The organism is Candidatus Zixiibacteriota bacterium, assembly GCA_019038695.1.
Taxonomy (GTDB): domain Bacteria; phylum Zixibacteria; class MSB-5A5; order GN15; family FEB-12; genus B120-G9.
This window is the reverse complement of sequence record JAHOYZ010000025.1, coordinates 25,525-43,745: the sequence shown is the minus strand read 5'-3', so window position 1 is coordinate 43,745 and position 18,221 is coordinate 25,525. Positions and strand designations below refer to the sequence as shown.

Here is an 18,221-nt window from a genome sequence, read left to right as displayed (position 1 = left end):
TAGAACTTGGAATCAAGGAGATTATGAAAACAGTTGTTATCGTCCTGACCGTACTCGGCCTCGCTATCACTGCTGGGGCTGATGAACTCTACAAGTTGACTCTGCACGACCATAACGAGGCTCGGCAGGCAACTTCTCTTGGAGTCGCTCCATTGCTTCAGATTAGCGATGGGTATCTCATCCTGAATGGTGATGCGACCCGGAAGCAACTTGAGGAGTCAGGACTTGATCTACTGTTGTTACGGTCGAGTGTTACGATTGATCAGTTGGCGATTGATGATCGACGTGATCGCGTCAATGCCGAGCGTTTTCCGGTCCTGTATGAGGAAAATCAGTTACGTTTATTGCTGATTGCCGGAGCAGAGCAGGCGCTCGGTGTGCCACGGATCGATGCTTATCCTATTCGGAGATCCATTTACTCGATCCAGTACTCACCTCCGAAGATTGACCTGCCGGCCAGGGTTGCCCAGGTTGACGGTCTCGAAACTTTGATCAACAAGATCAGCCAGGATTCGCTCGATTCGTATTTGCATCGTTTGGAGGCATTCTATCGCCGGCTATCCGGGACCGATTCCAACTACGCCGCCCGTGACTGGATCGAGACCAAGTTTCTCTCTTTCGGCTATGATTCCGTTTGGATCGACAGCTTCACAGGCATTCAAATCGGAGGTGGTGAGGTCCCTTGCCACAATGTTATTGTCTATAAAGAAGGTTCGGTGTATCCCGACAAGCAAGTTGTGATCGGCGCTCATTTTGATGCCGTTCCCGAATGTCCCGGAGTTGATGACAACGGTTCAGGTACTGCAGGAGTACTGGAAATAGCGCGAGTTCTATACGACTACGACCTGCCCATGACGGTTGTCCTCATTGCTTTTGATTCTGAGGAATCTGGAATAATTGGATCCGGGTATTATGTAGACCAGGCAGTGGCCCGTGGAGATGATATCGTCTTCATGCTCAACATGGATATGATCGGCCATCTACCGAACGATGCCAATGCCAATATATACCATGGAGCCGAGACAGCGTATGCTTTGCTCTGGGATGATCTCGCTCAACCTTTGGTGGGAATTACAGGTTACCTTGGTGGTAGCATCGGCTCGGATCATCTGCCATTTCAGAATGCCGGATTTGACGTAATCTTTGTGCAAGAGTACGTTTTCTCAAACCGCTATCATTTAAGTTCCGACAGCACAACCTATATTAACTTCGACTATATGACGCGTATGGTGAAGGCGTCCGCAGCCACTGCTTATTCCGTCATAAATGTACCTCCCCCAGTCAATATGGTTTCCATAGGGGAACCCGGTGACGGACAGTCGCAACTTGTGACATGGCACCCAATCTCTACGGGTCCTATCGACTATTATCGCGTTGGCTACTATCCTGTTATTTCGCCGTCTTCGGTGTCTTTGATTGATGTACCTTTGAGTGATACCAGTGTGATGGTGGGGGGTCTTGTAGACGGAACTAAATACGCGTTTTTTGTGCAAGCATTTGATGATCAGGGACAGACTTCGTATGCTTTTGACGAACTCCACGGCACCCCGGATGTTCTTCCCAGAGCACCGTATGGATTTGTAGCTCTGCCTTTGTTCGATGGTGTCACACTCAGGTGGCAGCAGTTCAATAACGAACTTGATTTTTCCCACTATACCATTATTCGAGACGGACTTGAGATTGCTACCACGACTGACACCGAGTACGATGACTACGACCCAACGCTCGGCGACTATCTGCACGACTATCTGGTTGTGGCGGTAGATGACGATGGCAATTGGTCCGATACGACTGGCGTTGAACCGATCTCTGCCCGCATAGCAAGCCTTGAGGTGGGTAAGTATCTAGCGGTGAATCGGTCATCGATTCGGGGGGGAATTTGGGTTGATGAAGTTGAGACAGGGGTTTTTATGCGCCAGGCTCTGGAAGGATTTGACTATTTGTATTATTCGGATTCAGCAGTGAGTGCCAAGCCGGGTTTGACTCTTGCATTAAACGACATGATCGACTACGAACTGATTATTCTTGGCGACGAATCTGGCCGTGGTGGCGTGATTAGTGAAGAACCAAATATGGGAGGAATTCTCGATACGCTGGCATACTATATGTCAATTGGGGGTAAAGTGATTGTGTTCGGTCGTTTTGGAGAATATAATGAACCCGATACCTTTGATTATCTCGAAACTCCGGAAACATACGACAACGCCTTTTACGATTATTTCCATATTGACTATCGAGTTTCCACGCGTACTTTGCTTACCCATACTGACGGGTTCATCTGTGATCTGGTTGGGGCAGTAAGTAATATGCCTGGCTATCCCAGCCTAACCTGGGATTCCGTTGCGACGGCCAGCCATTGTGATCCCCTTGCTTCATATAGTGGCATACCTTACGCGTCATTTGTTAGCCTTAGTACACCGGGGACCGAGGTGTTGTACACTTATGATTCGGGCGATGATGATCCGTTCTCCGAGGGTCAGCCGATGGCCTGGCGGTATATTGGTTCAGACTATCGCTACATCTTTATGGATATCCCGTTGTCGTTTATGGACCGAGACAACGCCATCAGCACTCTGCGAAGGGCTGTGGCGGATGTTACGAATTTAGAAACTGCTATAGATGACGATGCAAACAATGACGGTCTACCACATTCTTTTGTGCTCTACCAGAATTATCCCAACCCGTTTAACCCAACTACCCGGATTAGTTACTACTTGCAACGAACAACTGATGTGCGACTGACCATCTATAATATTCTTGGGCAGGAAGTGAAGCTCCTGGTCAACGGACAACAGAAGGTCGGTCAACATGAGCTGGAATGGAAGGGGCGCAATAGTTCGGGCAGGACGGTTGCCAGTGGTTTATATTTCTATCGTCTGCAAACGGACGACTTTGAGCAGACGATGAAGATGCTGCTGCTGAAGTAAACGTGCCAGTTAGTGGTTCTCATTGCTAACGGGTCTTTACATCTAACTTGTTACAGTCTATACTTCCTCTCATATTCAAGTTGGTTTTACGGAGAAGATTTGACCGTCCATGAGTGTCTTTGCTATCATGGCAGTTTTCATTACTGTCGCTGCTCTGTCCAGCTACATTAACTATCGTTTTGTCAGGTTACCTAGCGCTATCGGTCTGATGGTCGTTGGTTTGTTGATCTCGCTTGGTCTGATCGCATTGAGTGCGTTGGGTGTTGATATCGAGACACCTGTTACACGGGTTCTGAACCGCGTTGATTTCGGTGAGACATTAATGAAGGGGATGCTGAGTTTTCTTCTCTTTGCCGGGGCACTAAAAATCAATCTCTACGATCTGGTCAATCAAAAATTCGTAGTGAGTACTCTGGCTACGTTTGGAGTGGTGCTTACAACTCTGATTGTCGGTACCGGCATGTATTTTGGATTGATGTTGTTGGATTTGTCGTTGCCGTTTATCTACTGCCTGATATTTGGGTCGCTCATTGCGCCTACGGACCCGGTGGCAGTGCTTTCGATTCTCAAATCGGTCAAGGTCAGTAAGTCTCTCGAAACCAAGATCGCTGGTGAATCGCTGTTTAATGACGGGGTCGGCATCGTGGTCTTCACCATGCTGGTTGGTGTGGCTGTCGGCGGTGGTTCGCTGTCGGTGGGACAGGTTGTGTTGATGTTTTTTCAGGAAGCGATCGGCGGAGTTCTGCTGGGGCTGGTTTTGGGCGGGACGGCGTTCTATCTATTGCGTCATGTAAACGATCACAGTGTGGAAGTGCTAATGACTCTGGCATTGGTTTGTGGTGGCTATGCCCTAGCCTCCGGCTTGCATACTTCGGGTCCCCTCACGGTCGTAGTGGCAGGTTTACTAATCGGCAATTATGGACGCAATCTGGCTATGTCCGACACCACTCGTGAGCATCTTGACAAATTCTGGGAGCTGATCGACGAGGTTCTCAACGCCGTGCTGTTTGTCTGGATTGGCATGGAGATTCTGGTCCTCTCCTTTGCCACATCACATTTGCTGGCTGGCTTGATAGCCATTCCGTTGACTCTGGCTGCGCGGTTTGGTAGTGTTTGGTCAGTGATCACAGGTCTGAAGCTGTTTCGAAGTTTTAGCGACAATGCGATTCTTATTCTAACTTGGGGCGGTTTGCGGGGGGGTATCTCTATCGCTCTGGCCTTGTCGTTGGCACCTGGTGAAACCAGAGATCTAATCGTATCAATAACATACGTGGTCGTTGTTTTCTCGATTCTAGTGCAGGGTTTGACGATCAAGAAGCTGCTAACCTCGTGAGGGGCATTGGTGCTGTCAGTCTCACATGCTATCAAGCACGGGAATCAAGTGTCATCTACTCTGCGGGAGTTTCTTCCGGAACAACGATCCACGCGATGATATACGCAAGAAGACCTGAGCCGCCAGCCAGTACGAAGGTTACTGCGAGTAGTCGTACTATGGTAGGATCGATTTCAAAGTAGCTACCAAACCCTCCGCAGACACCAGCAATCTTGCGGTCTGTAACTGATCGATACAATTTTTTGCTCATCGGTTAATCCAATCACTACTAAGTGTTACCGACTAGTCATCCCAAACGGAGTACCTTGTGGTTTCGGATCCGATTACAACCAGATCCCGATCATTACCTCGGCCGTCTCGGACTAATTCCCAGTAGCCAATAATACACGATCCAGGGTCTGGTTGCAAGCGGTCACGGGTCAGGAAGTGGCGCAGAAATGTGATTTCGGAATGTTAATATCATCTTTTTTGTGTTGTCATGATAACTGTCGCCGGATAGCTAAATTGATAAATCCATGCAAGACAACGAGATATGACTGGAAAATAACAACGAAAGTGTTTGACACGCTTACCGATCCACAATATATTTGTTAATTACTTTGCGCTGTTGGTGCGTCTATAGGATTGATAGTAAGTGTTGTTATTGCCATAAGGAGATCGAACGCATGACGTCGTTGATTGTCAGAAGTGTTACAATTGTACTGTTGTTGGCCGTGTCCGGATTAGGGCAGGGCTTCAGCCAGGTGAACCCTGAGCCCTATCGACTTGAGTTTACTGGTGGTGGTGCCAGGGCCGAAGGGATGGGGAATGCTTTCCTTGCCGTGTCCGATGATGTTACCGCCGGAAGCTGGAATCCCGCTGGTCTGTACGGACTGGAGAAGCCGATCATCTCTCTTGCGTGGAGTTCGTTGAGGCCGCGTGGAGAGTCCAGCACGATAATTACGATTGGCGATGATACCCGGGTTCACAGTGGTTCCTTCTCTTCGGTATCAGCAATGAACTTTGTGGCTCCACTTCGAGTCAAAGGACACCAGTTTGTGGGTTCTGTCAGTTTTACCCGCAATTCTAATGAATACCTGCCTATTCTCTTGTCCATGAATTCAATAGTCATCAACCGTATTCCTCTCGATGTTGAAGGGCGGACTCAGTACATAATCGATACTATCCCGTTTGAAGAAAACAGAGAGACAGAACTAAGTGGTGGTTTGGAGTCGATTTCGTTTGGGGCTGGAACCAGAGTGTTCGGCAATTTTGCCGCTGGAGTGGCTTTAAATATTTATTCTGGTACGATGATTCGAGATTGGCGGCAGTTGTCCCTGTCGGAACCTCACATGGATCCTGTTGACGGGCAGACCCGTCAGATGGTTTTGACTGTCCAGAGTCTTGATTCCACCAAATTCTCAGGTTTCAACTTTACTCTGGGGGTCAAGTATAGCGGCGAGAAGTTCGACTTCGGTGGTATCATAAGGACTCCGTTCTCGCTCAATGCCAAGACCGGTCGTTCGTTGTACATCATAAATAAGATCAATGGGCTACCGGTTGACAATATTACTGACACCCTTTATTTTGATGATAACCTTATCAAGTATGATGTTCCGTGGATTGTCGCTGCTGGTGTTGCGTACCGACCGACCGACAAGCTAACTCTGGCTGCGGACGGTGAGTTACGCTCATTCGGGAACTCGAAGATAGATGTCCGAGACTCGCTCTTCCTCGATCCCGGTGGTGAGAATACTGAGTTTTTTGACGAGAGAGATCCTGAGTGGGACGATGTGTTTCATCTCCGACTGGGTGGTGAATACATGATGGAGTCATCCATTGGACGGATTCCTTTGCGAGCTGGGTTTGGGTATGTTCCGCTGATTTTGCCCAGTTACAATGCCGAAGGAACGAAGTCCCGGACAGGGCGCACCACCATGTCACTTGGCGCTGGTATTTGGTGGGAGCAGATTCATCTTGATGCCGCTTACACTTACAGCTCTTTTGATTATGACGAATATGGATTTTTTAGCATCAATAGCAAAGATCATCATCTCAATCTGATGTTTACTGGATATTTCTAGATGGAGTTTTTCGGGCGGGTGACCCAACCGGGGCACCCGCTGTGTTTTTTTTCTAACCCGCATCCGTGGATTGCCGATAATCTATAGAGAGTTATTGCTGGAGAGTATTGAATGTATGACGGCAAGGTCAAACTGACCAAAAGACAGATCAAAGAAGACAAGTTCACAACTTTTGTCTTGAGTTCCCGGCAGCATGTGTCGGACAACTGGCAATTCCTGGTGATCGGCATTGTGGTGGTCATCCTCATTGGTGTTGCTGGAGCCTATTATTTGGACAGCCAGAAAGAGGCAGCCCTTCGGGAATCCGATTCTTATGCCCGGGCTATGATGGAATATCGGAGCGGGAATCTACAGGTGGCATTGGCTAGCCTGACGCAAGCGATCGAAACGATTTCGGACAAAGGATTACTTGAGAAGAGTATTTACGCTTTAGGCAATATCAACTTCGAGACTCGCAACTATCCCGAGGCAATTCGGTATTGGGAGATGTACATTGCTCAGTTCCATGACAATCCTCTCAATCGATCAGCGGCAATGGCCGGATTGGCATCGGTCTATGAGAATCAGGCTCAGTTCGCCGAAGCTGCCACCAACTTTGTTGAAGCGGCCGCCGCATTTGAAGATGGCCCTCTAGAGGGCGACTATCTTGCTGGTGCCGTACGCAACTATCTGTTGGTTGGAGACATTGAGCAGGCACGTGCTCAACTCGGTGTCATTGAGGAGAAATACGAGTCGACGGAGTTGTACAAACGCGTTGCTCGCAATTTCGCCGAAAAGTCACAGCCTTAGCGATTGACTTAATATAGGGCGGGCAGATCCGGTGGCCATATCTCCCTCAATTAAAGTTGCCATCCTGTGGCACATGCATCAGCCTAATTATCAGGAACCGGGTTCTAATCGGATGGTCCTGCCCTGGGTTCGTTTTCACGCCACCAAGGATTATCTTGATATGCCGCTACTGGCGGCCCGTCATGAAAACGTCCATACAACTTTCAATCTCGTTCCGTCACTTCTGGATCAGTTACAGATCTACCTTGATGGTGGCAGTGATGACCATCTGGACCTCAGCCGCCTGAGAGCCGATTTCCTCTCCGAGGATCAGCGTAGAGACATTCTGGCTACATTCTTCTCAGCTCATCCGCCACAGATGATTGAGCCGTATGATCGTTACCGGGAGCTATACCGAAAGAAGTGCAGTTGTCCTGAAGATTCAGTTCTGCCAGCCCTGTTTTCCTCTGAGGAAATGCGGGATCTGCAAGTCTGGTCCAACCTGGCCTGGATTGATCCAATGTTTTTTGATGATGAGCCGATTCGGTCGCTCCTGCAAAAAGGACGTCATTATTCTGAGGAAGACAAGCAGGCGCTACTCGACTGGCAGTTGGAGGTTATGGTGCAAATAGTGCCGACTCATCGTGATCTCCTTAATGAGGGGAGAATTGACGTTTCTTTCACGCCGTATTACCATCCCATACTGCCGCTCCTGGTCGATACCGAATGTGCTCGCGAAGCTCTGCCTGGTATCTCGCTTCCCAAGACACGATTCCAGCACCCCGAAGACGCTGAGCGCCAAATCGCAATGTCGATGGATAAGTACGAGGAACTCTTCGGCCGACCACTGCAAGGCATGTGGCCTTCGGAAGGTTCCATTTCGGAGGAAGTAGCCAGGATCTGCATGAAGCTGGGCGTGAAGTGGATTGCATCCGACGAGGAGATTCTCTTTCATTCACTCAGCAAGGCTGGCTTAAGCCATGAGCAAAACTCTTTACATAGTGTCTACGAATATGGTCCTGGCCTGAAGCTCTTTTTCCGTGATCATGCCCTGTCAGACAGGATCGGGTTCGTGTATTCCGGGTGGGATGCCGATCGGGCCGTTGATGATTTCATAGGACACATAAAGAAGATCGGTGACCTTAATGGTTCCCGTCTGGACGATGTCGTAATTCCGGTTATTCTCGATGGAGAAAACGCCTGGGAGTATTATCCCAATGATGGTCACGATTTCCTCGACGAGCTTTATCGCCGGCTGGGTAGCGATCCGGAAATACAAACGGTCACAATGACCGAAGCAGCGGCCGGCATCAATAGTCGTGTGCTGCCAACGATCTTCGCCGGGTCGTGGATCAATCACAACTTTCGCATTTGGATCGGACATCCCGAAGACAATCTGGCCTGGGATCTTCTGGCGATTGCGCGAAATGCCCTCATCAAATTTGAGACGCTCCATCCCGATTTCAATGCTGTCAGACTAAAAGCGGCGTGGCGGCAGGTTTATATCGCCGAGGGGTCGGATTGGTGCTGGTGGTATGGTGATGAACATCGTGGCGCCTTCAATGCCCAGTTCGATGCCATCTTCCGAAGGCATCTTGTCAATCTCTATGAACTTCTGGAGCTGGATGTTCCGATGGCATTGCTGACGCCAATTTCTCGCGGTACCCCTCGGGCGCATGTTGTTCTGGCCGATGATCTGGTCACGCCAATTGTGGACGGCTGCAGGACCCATTTCTATGAATGGGCCGGGGCGGGATCGTTTAATTGTGTTGAGGCTGGAAGTGCGATGCATCGGGCCAAGCAATACCTCAAAGAAATTCTCTTCGCCTACGATCATGACAATCTCTATATTAGGCTTGACTTCACGAACACAAACGGGGTAGAATCAGTTAAGGAACCGGTGCTGCAGTTGAGTCTTTATGCTCCAGACAAGAAAGTCATCTCGTTGTCGCTTCGAGACTCGGACGACTGGTCCAAGATAGATGGAGTGAATCAGGCGGTACTGGAAGAGGTGTTGGAGATAGCGGTCCCACGAAGCTACATTTGGCCAGAAGGTTTTGGCGAGTTGGGACTCAAAGTCGCTTTTCTGGATGGCCAGGCGACCCTCGAAAGCTGGCCGGAAGATGAGCCGATTAAGTTCCCGGTTTACCAGACGAGCCTGGAGTTGTTCTGGCCGGCGGGATGAGGCGAAAGAGGAGTATCTCATGAATGAGTCGTTCTTCAAAGATGACCCCGGCGACAAGCAGGCGGGCGTAATCCCCGAGCTCGAACAACCGAACTCTGGTGATTCGGGCCAGGCATCTTCGGGAGGTAATGAATTTGCGACCGAGGAAGGGCGTATGGCGGCCATATTGGCCTATATTCCATTTCTGTGTTTCATCCCACTATTGAACATGCGCGATAATAAGGAAGCTCGTTTTCATGCTCGTCAGGGCGTAATGCTGTTCCTCGTTGAATTGGTCGCGGCCTTATTTCTCATCGACGGCATAGCTGACTTCGTTTTCAAAGTGTTCATCGTGTTTGCTGCTGCATTGTCGGTGGCAGGGATTATCTTCGCCGTGCAGGGGAAGAACTACCGCCTGCCGATCATTGGGGACATCGCCGAGAAGTCGAAACTCTAGCCAAGTAGGGCAGGAGCCCTGCGCTACGATTCTGCCGAAAGAATCAAACCGAGGTTACGATGAACAGAACCACATCACATATATCCCGTTTCTTGTTAATAACGATGGTATGCCTTCTGGTCGGCTGTGCCACTACCGGACCGGGTGGCAAGCAATCCCTGATCATTATCCCCTCAAGTCAGGAAGTGTCGATTGGGGCCGGTATGGCTGAACAGGTCGAGGCCTCAGAGACGATCCTGACCGATTCTGTCTGGCAGAACTATCTCAACGAAGTCGGTCAGAAGATTGCGGCCGGGTGCGACCGTCGTGATATTGAGTATCATTTCAGAGTTATCGAATCGGATCAGATCAATGCCTTCGCCGCACCTGGGGGATACATCTATTTCTATACTGGCCTGTTGCGCGAGATGCAAACCGAGGGCGAGATGGCGGCTGTGATTGCCCACGAGATATCCCATGTCGTAGCGCGTCATGGAGTGAAGCGATTGCAGACCGTTCTTGGCGTGGCGGCTGCATATGATCTAGTACTAGGTGGAAAAGATAGTCAGGTGCTCGAAGTTGCTGTCGGGTTAGGCATGAACCTTATTTTCTCAAAGTATTCCCGAGACAACGAACGTGAGGCCGACAGCTATGGCATTCATTACATGGTAAAAGCCGGGTATGATCCACAGGGAGCATTGGGGATGTTCGATCGGTTGGCCGCTTTGGGAGGAGCAGGGCACGGCGGCGTCTTTGAAGGTTTGATGTCTTCTCATCCTGACACGCAGGAACGTATTGCAAATGCCAGAACGCAAATCGCCGAAATGCAGCCGCTACGGAGTGGCCTTACCGACGGACGGACACGCTATCAGCAGATGCTCAAACGCCTCCCCGCGAAGAAGAAGCCGTAGGCTCATCTGTCCTACTTGAATTCCGACAGGTATCGTCTCAGATCAGGGTGTTTTTCTATCTGTGATGCAACAACGGAACTATCCAAACCGCGCTTGAGGGCGCGTTGATACAGCTCCGCCGCTCGAAAGTAATCTCGCAACCGGGCGTACTTCCCAGCAACCCGCTTGACGACAGTAAGTGGGGCATCCGGGTCGGCAACTGCCTGTGACATATGATAAAGAGACTTCTCCTGATCGCGGAGCATATCATATGTATCAGCGAGATTACAGTGAATCTGGGATACAGAATCTGAAAGAGAGAGGGCTTCTGTTAAAGGTTTAAGAGCATCGTTGGGTCGTCCCATTTTGAGGTAGCATGTCCCGAGGTTATTGTAGGCATATATTTCATGCGGATTTAACCCGAGAGCAATGTGCAGACACACGATGGCACTATCCAGCTTGTTTTTGTACAGTAGACATTCTCCCAATTTGCTCCAAGCAAGAGCGTAGATGGGGTACGCGCAAGCAATTGCTTCAAGCATTTTGGTGGCGGCTACAATTTGGCCGTTATTCATTAGATAGTGTGCCTTGAAATAGAACCCTCGCTCTGGATGAGCAACATCCCATTCTCTTTTTATCTGCGTAGCCATTGTGCTGTCGCTGTTTTCCCTGTAGTATTCGACAAGCAGACTCCAGGCGTTCCTTCCCCGTGCTTGATCAAGGTAGAGGTTGTCTCTGAATCGCTCGACAGCAACATCGGCTGTATTTACGTTCGCAACTCTTCCTGACAAAGAGACTGCGCCCAATAAAATTGCAAATACGATTACTTTCGTTCGGAGTGCGTCTGAGTGTGGACCGTCAAAGAGCCAGTAATAGAGCAGCATGCCCATGGGGATACCGCTGACCGCAAACAGGTCCCAGTCACGAGCCATGCCCAGCTTAGGATCAAAGATGAAAACGGCTCCGAGGGCTGACAACAGAAAGATGCCCAGAAATAGATTTTGCGGCTGACTCAGTTGGCGTCGCCAGTTCTTGTGTGTGGCCGCAAGAGACAGGATTGGTAGGCCAGGCAATAGAATAATCAGGAGATTGGCATAGTCGATCAGATGATCAAGCGAGAATAATGTATATCCGCCGGCAGTGAACCTGTTACCAATCAGTGGCACAATCGCAAAACGGAAGAATAGATTGGATTGGTAGAAATGCAGGAACACGGCCCCACCTGCTATACAGGCCACTACAGCAATGAGCAATTTGGTTTTGGTGGAGGTGCGGGAAAGCCGGCGACCGGTATGGGTTCGTCGTGTAAGTAGGTAGATCGCACTTGGAATCAGCACGACCCCAAATATATGGCATAAGATTGTGGTAAAAAGTGCGGGGATAATTGTCCAGATTCTCATTTTTCCCAACGCAACAGCCAGACCAATCAATCCGTAGATCATGGCACTGAGAACAAATAGGGAATAGTTCTCAACGTATCCGAAGAACAATAACATGTAGCCGCCGGTGACAAGTCCCAACAGAAACAAGACTCGTCTTGTATTCTCATCAAACAGACGACTACTCACGAGAGCACTTATCGAAACGAATACCAGACCGGATACGATGGAGATTATCCGGAAACTGGCCAAGGCGGCGCTCTGACCGTCACCGCCAATCATGTTCTTGAGCCAGATATGCGCGTAGGCTTCCCCCAGTTCTCTGGACTTGATCAATGGCTCATCGGCGGCGAGTAGGCTTAGGACAGTGTATCCATCGCCCAGGAAATGTGTCCGGGCACGGAAGAAGTAGAAGAGGACTCCGGCCACGATGACAAGTGATATGGAGATCAGCAGATAATTCCGATCAGCTTTCGGGTCTGAGGTTTCGTCGGTGCGGTCATCGTTGCTTGGCTTCCAGAACAACACCAGCATACCGGCCAGAACACCCAGACCGAGAACGCCTGCTCGTATCCATAGGGGGAAGTATGCCCACTGATTGAAGCCCCAGATTCGTGTCTCAGGGAAGAAGGACGCTACGAAAAACGCAATGAGCATGATGTTGTAGGCGATGATGGCTGCCAACAACGGGCGGGTTGATGCTGATTCTCCGAAGTGCATGATATACTATACCCAATGGCTGGAATACTGTCAAATATCACTTCCAGTCATTCCCTTCTCTGGTTGCCATCGACAGACAAAAGTGGGGGTATTAAACTGGCTATTTGATGGAAAATCATTCCGAGCGGGACATTGTTTCTGACTTAATTTGACAACACCACACACAATGACGTAACGTGATGAGATATGGCCTGTTACAACACGGAAAAATGTTCCCCCGTGGGCTGTTTTTTGTTGACTGGACAAGGGGATTGGGCTACCAAGTCATAACAGAAAATCCTCAGTGGCGAGAGGCCTTGCGAAGAGCCGTCAGGTATTGTTATGGCAGTTCCACCGCTGAGAACGGAAACGAAAAACAACTCATTGGTTCTTGCATGATGGCAGTATCCATATGAGACCCTGATGGTTTATGGGAGTGTTGGAAGTATCTAATGTAGGCGTAGGAAACGTCCTATATCAGGTTTGAAGTGTGCGTGTTTTTGGAACATTCTGTAAAAGAGTGATTGAAAGTTTTACAGTGCCGATAATCCGCTTAGTGGCAACACATTATATGAGATTGCGGTGAGGTAGATTGGAAGACTGCTCAGGGATTGAGCGACGGCGCATTTGGTGCTGTCAGAAGAGGGCTCACCGGAGTCGCCGAAGGACAGCATAGCGCGAGAGGTGTGTTGCGAGAATGTATTGCCTCTCAATTGGTTATGTAACTACAAGGATATTAGTGACAGGATCGAATATAGCATTGAATAGAAGCGATGTTGGCATTCGGGTTGCCTTTGTTCACAAGCAAACAGCTCGGTGTGAAAGGGTATTGAATGTACCGACGTACGCTTAAGAGAGTCTTCCTGGGGTTTTTGTTCCTACTGATTCTGGTATCGCTGTTCGGGCGAGTATCTTTTGCGGCGTCAAATGCTGGTCAGACAGCCGCCGATTTTCTACTGATTGGTGTAGGTGCTCGGGCGGCTGGAATGGGGGGAGCCAATAGCGCAGTCAGTGATGGCGTCGATGCCGCATACTGGAATCCGGCAGGATTGACATCTGTTAACAGGGGCGAAGTAATCCTGGGGCATTTCTCTTGGTACCAGGATATCAAAATGGAGCATGGATCGGTAGCGTGGCAGGTGAGTGACAAAACAACCCTGGCGGTGTCAATCAGCTACCTTGGCTATGGGACGATTGACGGTCGCGATGTCAACGGTGTGTCTCTCGGTGAAATCAGTGCCTATGATTTTTACAGCGGTGTTTCGGCTGGTTATGCTCTATCCCCGGAAATCAGCGTTGGCTTCACCGGGAAGTTCATCACGCAGAAACTGGATGATCTCAACGGATCTTCTTTCGCTGTGGATATTGGTGGTAAATACCAGCAGGAGAGATTCTCAGTGGCTGCGGTTCTCATCAACATGGGTCCAGACATGGATTTCGATGGCGTCGTCGAACCCCTTCCGTCAGCTGGCCGTCTGGGTGTGGCGGTTCGTCCAGTGAAGGCAGACCTGCTCACTTCGATTGAACTGGAAAAACGATTCCACGGCGGAAGTGTTATTCGTCAGGGATTCGAGTTTGGATTCTCAGACCAATATTTTATCCGTAGTGGCTACAACTATTATCCCGGTCAGGATAATCGTTCGTTCGGGACCGGGATCACCTTTGGTGCCGGTGTGCAGTTTGGTCGAGCCCAGCTTGACTACGCCTATACACCGAGCGAACACTACTCATCCGAGGACCTTCATCGCTTCTCCCTGGTGTTCAAAATTACCGACTGACGGACATAACAATCTTCAATTGACCCGTGAGAAACCAGCCGGAAGGCTGGTTTTTTTGTTGGTTACAGTCGCCATTCACATCGCAATCCGTTGCACAATATGTGTTAAGTGAGGGATGGGTGTGTGTGAGTTGTCATTATTTTGTGAGAGAGAAATAAGATTACCTCTTATGAGTGATTATGGAATTTGTGTAACTAAAGGGGAGACAGCCCGTTACGCAGCGTGTCCTGTGGGACGCGGTTCGTAGTACTCCAATTGTGTACTTTTGGCAATCCTTTTGCTTCGTGTGAGGTAGTAAATTTAATAAACAAGAGATTGTTGATAGAAGCATACCTAATGAGTAGTGAATTGAACAGTTCAGCCCATCAGCAAAGCGACAGTGCTGGAGCAATGGTACAGACTCAGTTCGATTATGGAGTTGCAGTTGGGGGCACTTCATTGCGCGGAGCATCGACTACAGCCGGATATGTCCCGTTTGTTGAGCAGCTCAGACATTTTTCTTGTGAATACATACATGGTTTGTTATTTGTAGCATGTTCGTTGTTATTTGCGCTTGCAATACCAGCAACAATGACCAGACCTGAAAGGGTTACGGCTATGGTTGGTCAATTCATGAAAAGAACGCTGGATATTGTAGGAGGGTTTGTCGGGCTTTTGTTGTCTATTCCAATTTTCATCCTTGTTCCGATTCTAATTAAACTCGACTCGTCAGGCCCTGTGTTCTATACCCAGGTGCGAGTAGGCAGGAACCGTCGGCGGAGTGATCGACGGTATCATCAGCGTAGTGACAGCACAGATCATCGGTCGCGGGAACGTCGTCGGGAGAACGCAATGGGTAGTACCTTCCGGGTGATCAAGTTCCGGACGATGGTTCATGACGCCGAGAAGCAGTGTGGTCCTGTTTGGGCTACTAAGGGCGATCCGCGGATTACGAGAATTGGGCGGTTTTTACGAAAGACTCGACTGGACGAGTTTCCTCAGTTTATCAATGTTCTCAGGGGGGAAATGTCACTGGTAGGTCCTCGACCTGAGCGCCCCAGTTTTGTAGCCGATCTTGCCACCAAAGTGGAAAACTATACTGCTCGTCTGGATGTCAAACCGGGGCTGACCGGATTGGCGCAGGTCGAGACCGGTTACGATTCCAGTTTGGATTCGGTGGTTCGCAAGGTGGACCGTGATCTTGAGTACATCCGCACTTGGTCATTCTGGGCTGATATCAAGATATTGCTACGGACAGTAGTAGTTGTTCTGACAGGAAGGGGATCTTGCTGAGATCAAACCGGACTGTACACTAACGGATAGATACTATCAGGATTGTAACAAGGTTGCGATCCTTTATCTTTTATGACTTGTTACGATTCAAACTTTTCCATACATTTACCGATACAATAGTTTAGATAAACTCGTTCATTAACTTGTAGGGATTATGACGCTAAAAAGGACTTTGGCGACTGTTGTGTTTCTTTTGGGATGGTCGACGCTCTGTTGGGCGCAATCGACAACTCAGGGGAATCTAACCGTGCGGTCTAATCCACCTGGAGCCCAGGTGATTCTCAGTGGTGACGCTGTTGTTTCGGGCATTACGCCGGCTCGATTCGGACATCTTATGGTGGGTGATTACAAACTCACGGTAATGAAGCACGGCTACGAAGATTACTCCACGCGGTTGGTGCTCGATCCGAGTAAACCCCTCGCCGTAGACATAAGTCTTGTACCTAAGACCCGACTCAAGGCAGTTGCGCGGTCGTTTTTCATTCCCGGGTGGGGCCAGAAGTACACTACTCAAAATAGAAAAGCCTTTCTTCTGGCTGGTTTGGCAGTGGGGGCTGGTATCAGCTACTATTTGGCCGACAAGAGTTTTGATGACAAATACGAGGTTTATGAATACCGTCTGGCGGAGCGTGATTCTGTTGCTGTACATGGTAATATCAGCGAGTTGCTCAGTTTACAGGCGGGATTGGATGCAGCTCAGAATGAGGCCTATGATGCGGAGAACGTCAGAAGAGCCACGATTGGTTTGGCGATAGGCATTTGGGTTATCAATCTGATTGATGTGCTATTTTTCTTTCCAGAGGAACGTGGCATTTTCTCAGTCAAAGGTCTAACTCTCGAACCAACAGCCGGTACAGATCGCGTGGGACTGGCAATTACAACCGGGTTTTAGGTGAGCATATGAATACGAAAATAATCACACTCTTTCTGCTTCTGATGCTTCTGGCTCTGGGTGGAGGTTGCGATCGGTATATCGATTCTCGTGATCCGGTTCGATCAATCCCTGATAGCGGCCCGGTACCGAAAAATCTAACCGTTTTGCTAAACGACCAATCGATTTCTCTCAGTTGGGAGATTGCCAATCCTGAGGTTGTGGGTATGTATCGTATATATGCTGCAGTTCAACCAAGAGTGGGTGAGGAATCTGACTTCGTTCTCCGTGACTCAACAGCTGCGAGATCCATTCAGCTAGACCAGTTGCTGATTAACGAAAGCTATTATATCAAAGTGGCCGCTGTATCAACTTCGGGGTTGGAGTGGGAACAGTCAGAAGCGGTGAAAGCCGTGTTTACATACCTCTCGATCGCTATTGAATCAGGCAGAGAGCTGGTTAAGGGGCTATCGGTGCGGGTCAATATCAACGCCCCGACTCAGACGTCGCATATTATGCTTTCGGAAGACCAGACTTTTGCAACTGATATTTGGATCCCTTTTGAGGGTACGGTAATCAATTATGAGCTGTCTGACGGTGATGGTACCAAATGGCTATATGCCCGGTTGCAGTTTGATGATGGATCCAGGACTGGAAACGTTCTCAGCGACTCTATAGTAGTGGATACCCGGGCTACTATCGATAGCGTTTTCTTTACGGTACCTGCCAATGGCGAGTATTTCACTGTGGGAGAAACTATAACATTTGGAGTAACAAGCGGTGAGGCTGGCGGTGATGCGAGCATTTCATTTGATGGTGGGTTGTCGGGCCGCATTGACTTGTACGATGATGGTGTCGGTGTTGATCCGGAAGCCGATGATGGTATATACTATGGCGCTTGGGTTGTACCTGTATCATATACACTGGATCATGGTGAAGTAACCGGTCGTTTCACCGACGAGGCTGGTAATAGCGCCCCTGACTTCACGGCGTCCAACTTTCTGACCATATTTACACCGCCTCAATCAGTGATCCTGACAGCCTCGCCTCTTTCTACTTTTGAGATTAGCCTGACATGGACGCAAACGACCAGCAGCGCGGCTGATTTTGCTGCCTATCGGATTTACAGGCATACTACTTCGGCTGTGTCGGAGTCATCCACGTTGGTTTACGCCACGAGTACATCTACTAGTACTGATTTCACGGATACCGATCTTGACGACAATATGCAGTATTACTACCGCCACTATATCTATGACAAATCCGGTCTGAGCGCAGCTTCCGATGTGGCGACTGCGCGCACGCTGGTCAACACTACCCCTGACCCGGTAGAGCTGTTTGTGGTGGACAACGGTAGCGAAACAACGACCGAACTGCATTGGACGAAGAGCACCGAGTCGGACTTCGATTCATATCGGATTTACCGCCCGGCTTCGGCGCTAGTTTCTCAGCCATCGCTGGTTATGTTCACGACTCTTGTGTGGAAGGGTAACGACATTGATGAGTTACTGAGGGCTGGCATCAGCCTGCCTGTCGCCACCGGGAACTACTTCTTTGTTCTGTACGTTTTCGACAAGCACGGTGAGAAATCAGATGCCAGTAACACTGTGAGTGCTCCAGCACCAGCAGGGGAGTAGCTGT

13 protein-coding genes are annotated in these 18,221 nt (G+C 49.4%); 11 read left to right on the top strand and 2 right to left on the bottom strand.

The features are described 5' to 3' along the window. Positions 1–23 precede the first annotated feature (23 nt). A complete protein-coding gene (locus KOO62_08790) occupies positions 24–2,927 on the top strand; it encodes a M28 family peptidase (GenBank protein MBU8934092.1) in 2,904 nt (967 codons plus the stop codon). A 109-nt stretch (positions 2,928–3,036) separates the two neighbouring features. After that, on the top strand, positions 3,037–4,260 hold the full coding sequence (locus tag KOO62_08785; protein ID MBU8934091.1) for a sodium:proton antiporter: 1,224 nt from the start codon (positions 3,037–3,039) through the stop codon (positions 4,258–4,260). 55 nt (positions 4,261–4,315) lie between these two features. Here KOO62_08785 and KOO62_08780 read toward each other — a convergent pair whose 3' ends face one another. Further along, on the bottom strand, positions 4,316–4,510 hold the full coding sequence (locus tag KOO62_08780; protein MBU8934090.1) for a PspC domain-containing protein: 195 nt from the start codon (positions 4,508–4,510) through the stop codon (positions 4,316–4,318). A 415-nt stretch (positions 4,511–4,925) separates the two neighbouring features. Between KOO62_08780 and KOO62_08775 the strand changes: the two genes are divergently transcribed. The 5 genes from KOO62_08775 to KOO62_08755 all read left to right on the top strand — a co-directional run bounded on the left by KOO62_08775 (position 4,926) and on the right by KOO62_08755 (position 10,602). Further along, positions 4,926–6,323 (top strand): hypothetical protein, encoded by a 1,398-nt coding sequence (locus tag KOO62_08775; protein ID MBU8934089.1) that lies wholly within the window; start codon positions 4,926–4,928, stop codon positions 6,321–6,323. Between the two features lie 111 nt (positions 6,324–6,434). Beyond that, positions 6,435–7,112: a tetratricopeptide repeat protein gene (locus KOO62_08770; protein ID MBU8934088.1), complete on the top strand. Its 678-nt coding sequence runs from the start codon at positions 6,435–6,437 to the stop codon at positions 7,110–7,112. A gap of 73 nt (positions 7,113–7,185) precedes the next feature. After that, on the top strand, positions 7,186–9,276 hold the full coding sequence (locus KOO62_08765) for a glycoside hydrolase (protein MBU8934087.1): 2,091 nt from the start codon (positions 7,186–7,188) through the stop codon (positions 9,274–9,276). 19 nt (positions 9,277–9,295) lie between these two features. Beyond that, on the top strand, positions 9,296–9,712 hold the full coding sequence (locus tag KOO62_08760) for a hypothetical protein (protein ID MBU8934086.1): 417 nt from the start codon (positions 9,296–9,298) through the stop codon (positions 9,710–9,712). Positions 9,713–9,816: 104 nt separating this feature from the next. Then, positions 9,817–10,602: a M48 family metalloprotease gene (locus KOO62_08755; protein ID MBU8934085.1), complete on the top strand. Its 786-nt coding sequence runs from the start codon at positions 9,817–9,819 to the stop codon at positions 10,600–10,602. Between the two features lie 11 nt (positions 10,603–10,613). On the opposite strand, the gene KOO62_08750 is transcribed toward KOO62_08755, so the two are convergent. Next, positions 10,614–12,680, bottom strand: a complete 2,067-nt coding sequence (locus KOO62_08750; GenBank protein ID MBU8934084.1) for a hypothetical protein — start codon at positions 12,678–12,680, stop codon at positions 10,614–10,616. An 812-nt stretch (positions 12,681–13,492) separates the two neighbouring features. Between KOO62_08750 and KOO62_08745 the strand changes: the two genes are divergently transcribed. The 4 genes from KOO62_08745 (at position 13,493) to KOO62_08730 (ending at position 18,217) form a co-directional block, all read left to right on the top strand. Beyond that, a complete protein-coding gene (locus tag KOO62_08745; protein MBU8934083.1) occupies positions 13,493–14,437 on the top strand; it encodes a PorV/PorQ family protein in 945 nt (314 codons plus the stop codon). Positions 14,438–15,034: 597 nt separating this feature from the next. Next, positions 15,035–15,709 (top strand): sugar transferase, encoded by a 675-nt coding sequence (locus tag KOO62_08740; GenBank protein ID MBU8934082.1) that lies wholly within the window; start codon positions 15,035–15,037, stop codon positions 15,707–15,709. Between the two features lie 154 nt (positions 15,710–15,863). Then, positions 15,864–16,601, top strand: coding sequence for a PEGA domain-containing protein (locus KOO62_08735; protein MBU8934081.1), 738 nt, complete (start codon positions 15,864–15,866; stop codon positions 16,599–16,601). Between the two features lie 8 nt (positions 16,602–16,609). Further along, positions 16,610–18,217: a fibronectin type III domain-containing protein gene (locus KOO62_08730; GenBank protein MBU8934080.1), complete on the top strand. Its 1,608-nt coding sequence runs from the start codon at positions 16,610–16,612 to the stop codon at positions 18,215–18,217. Positions 18,218–18,221: the final 4 nt, after the last annotated feature.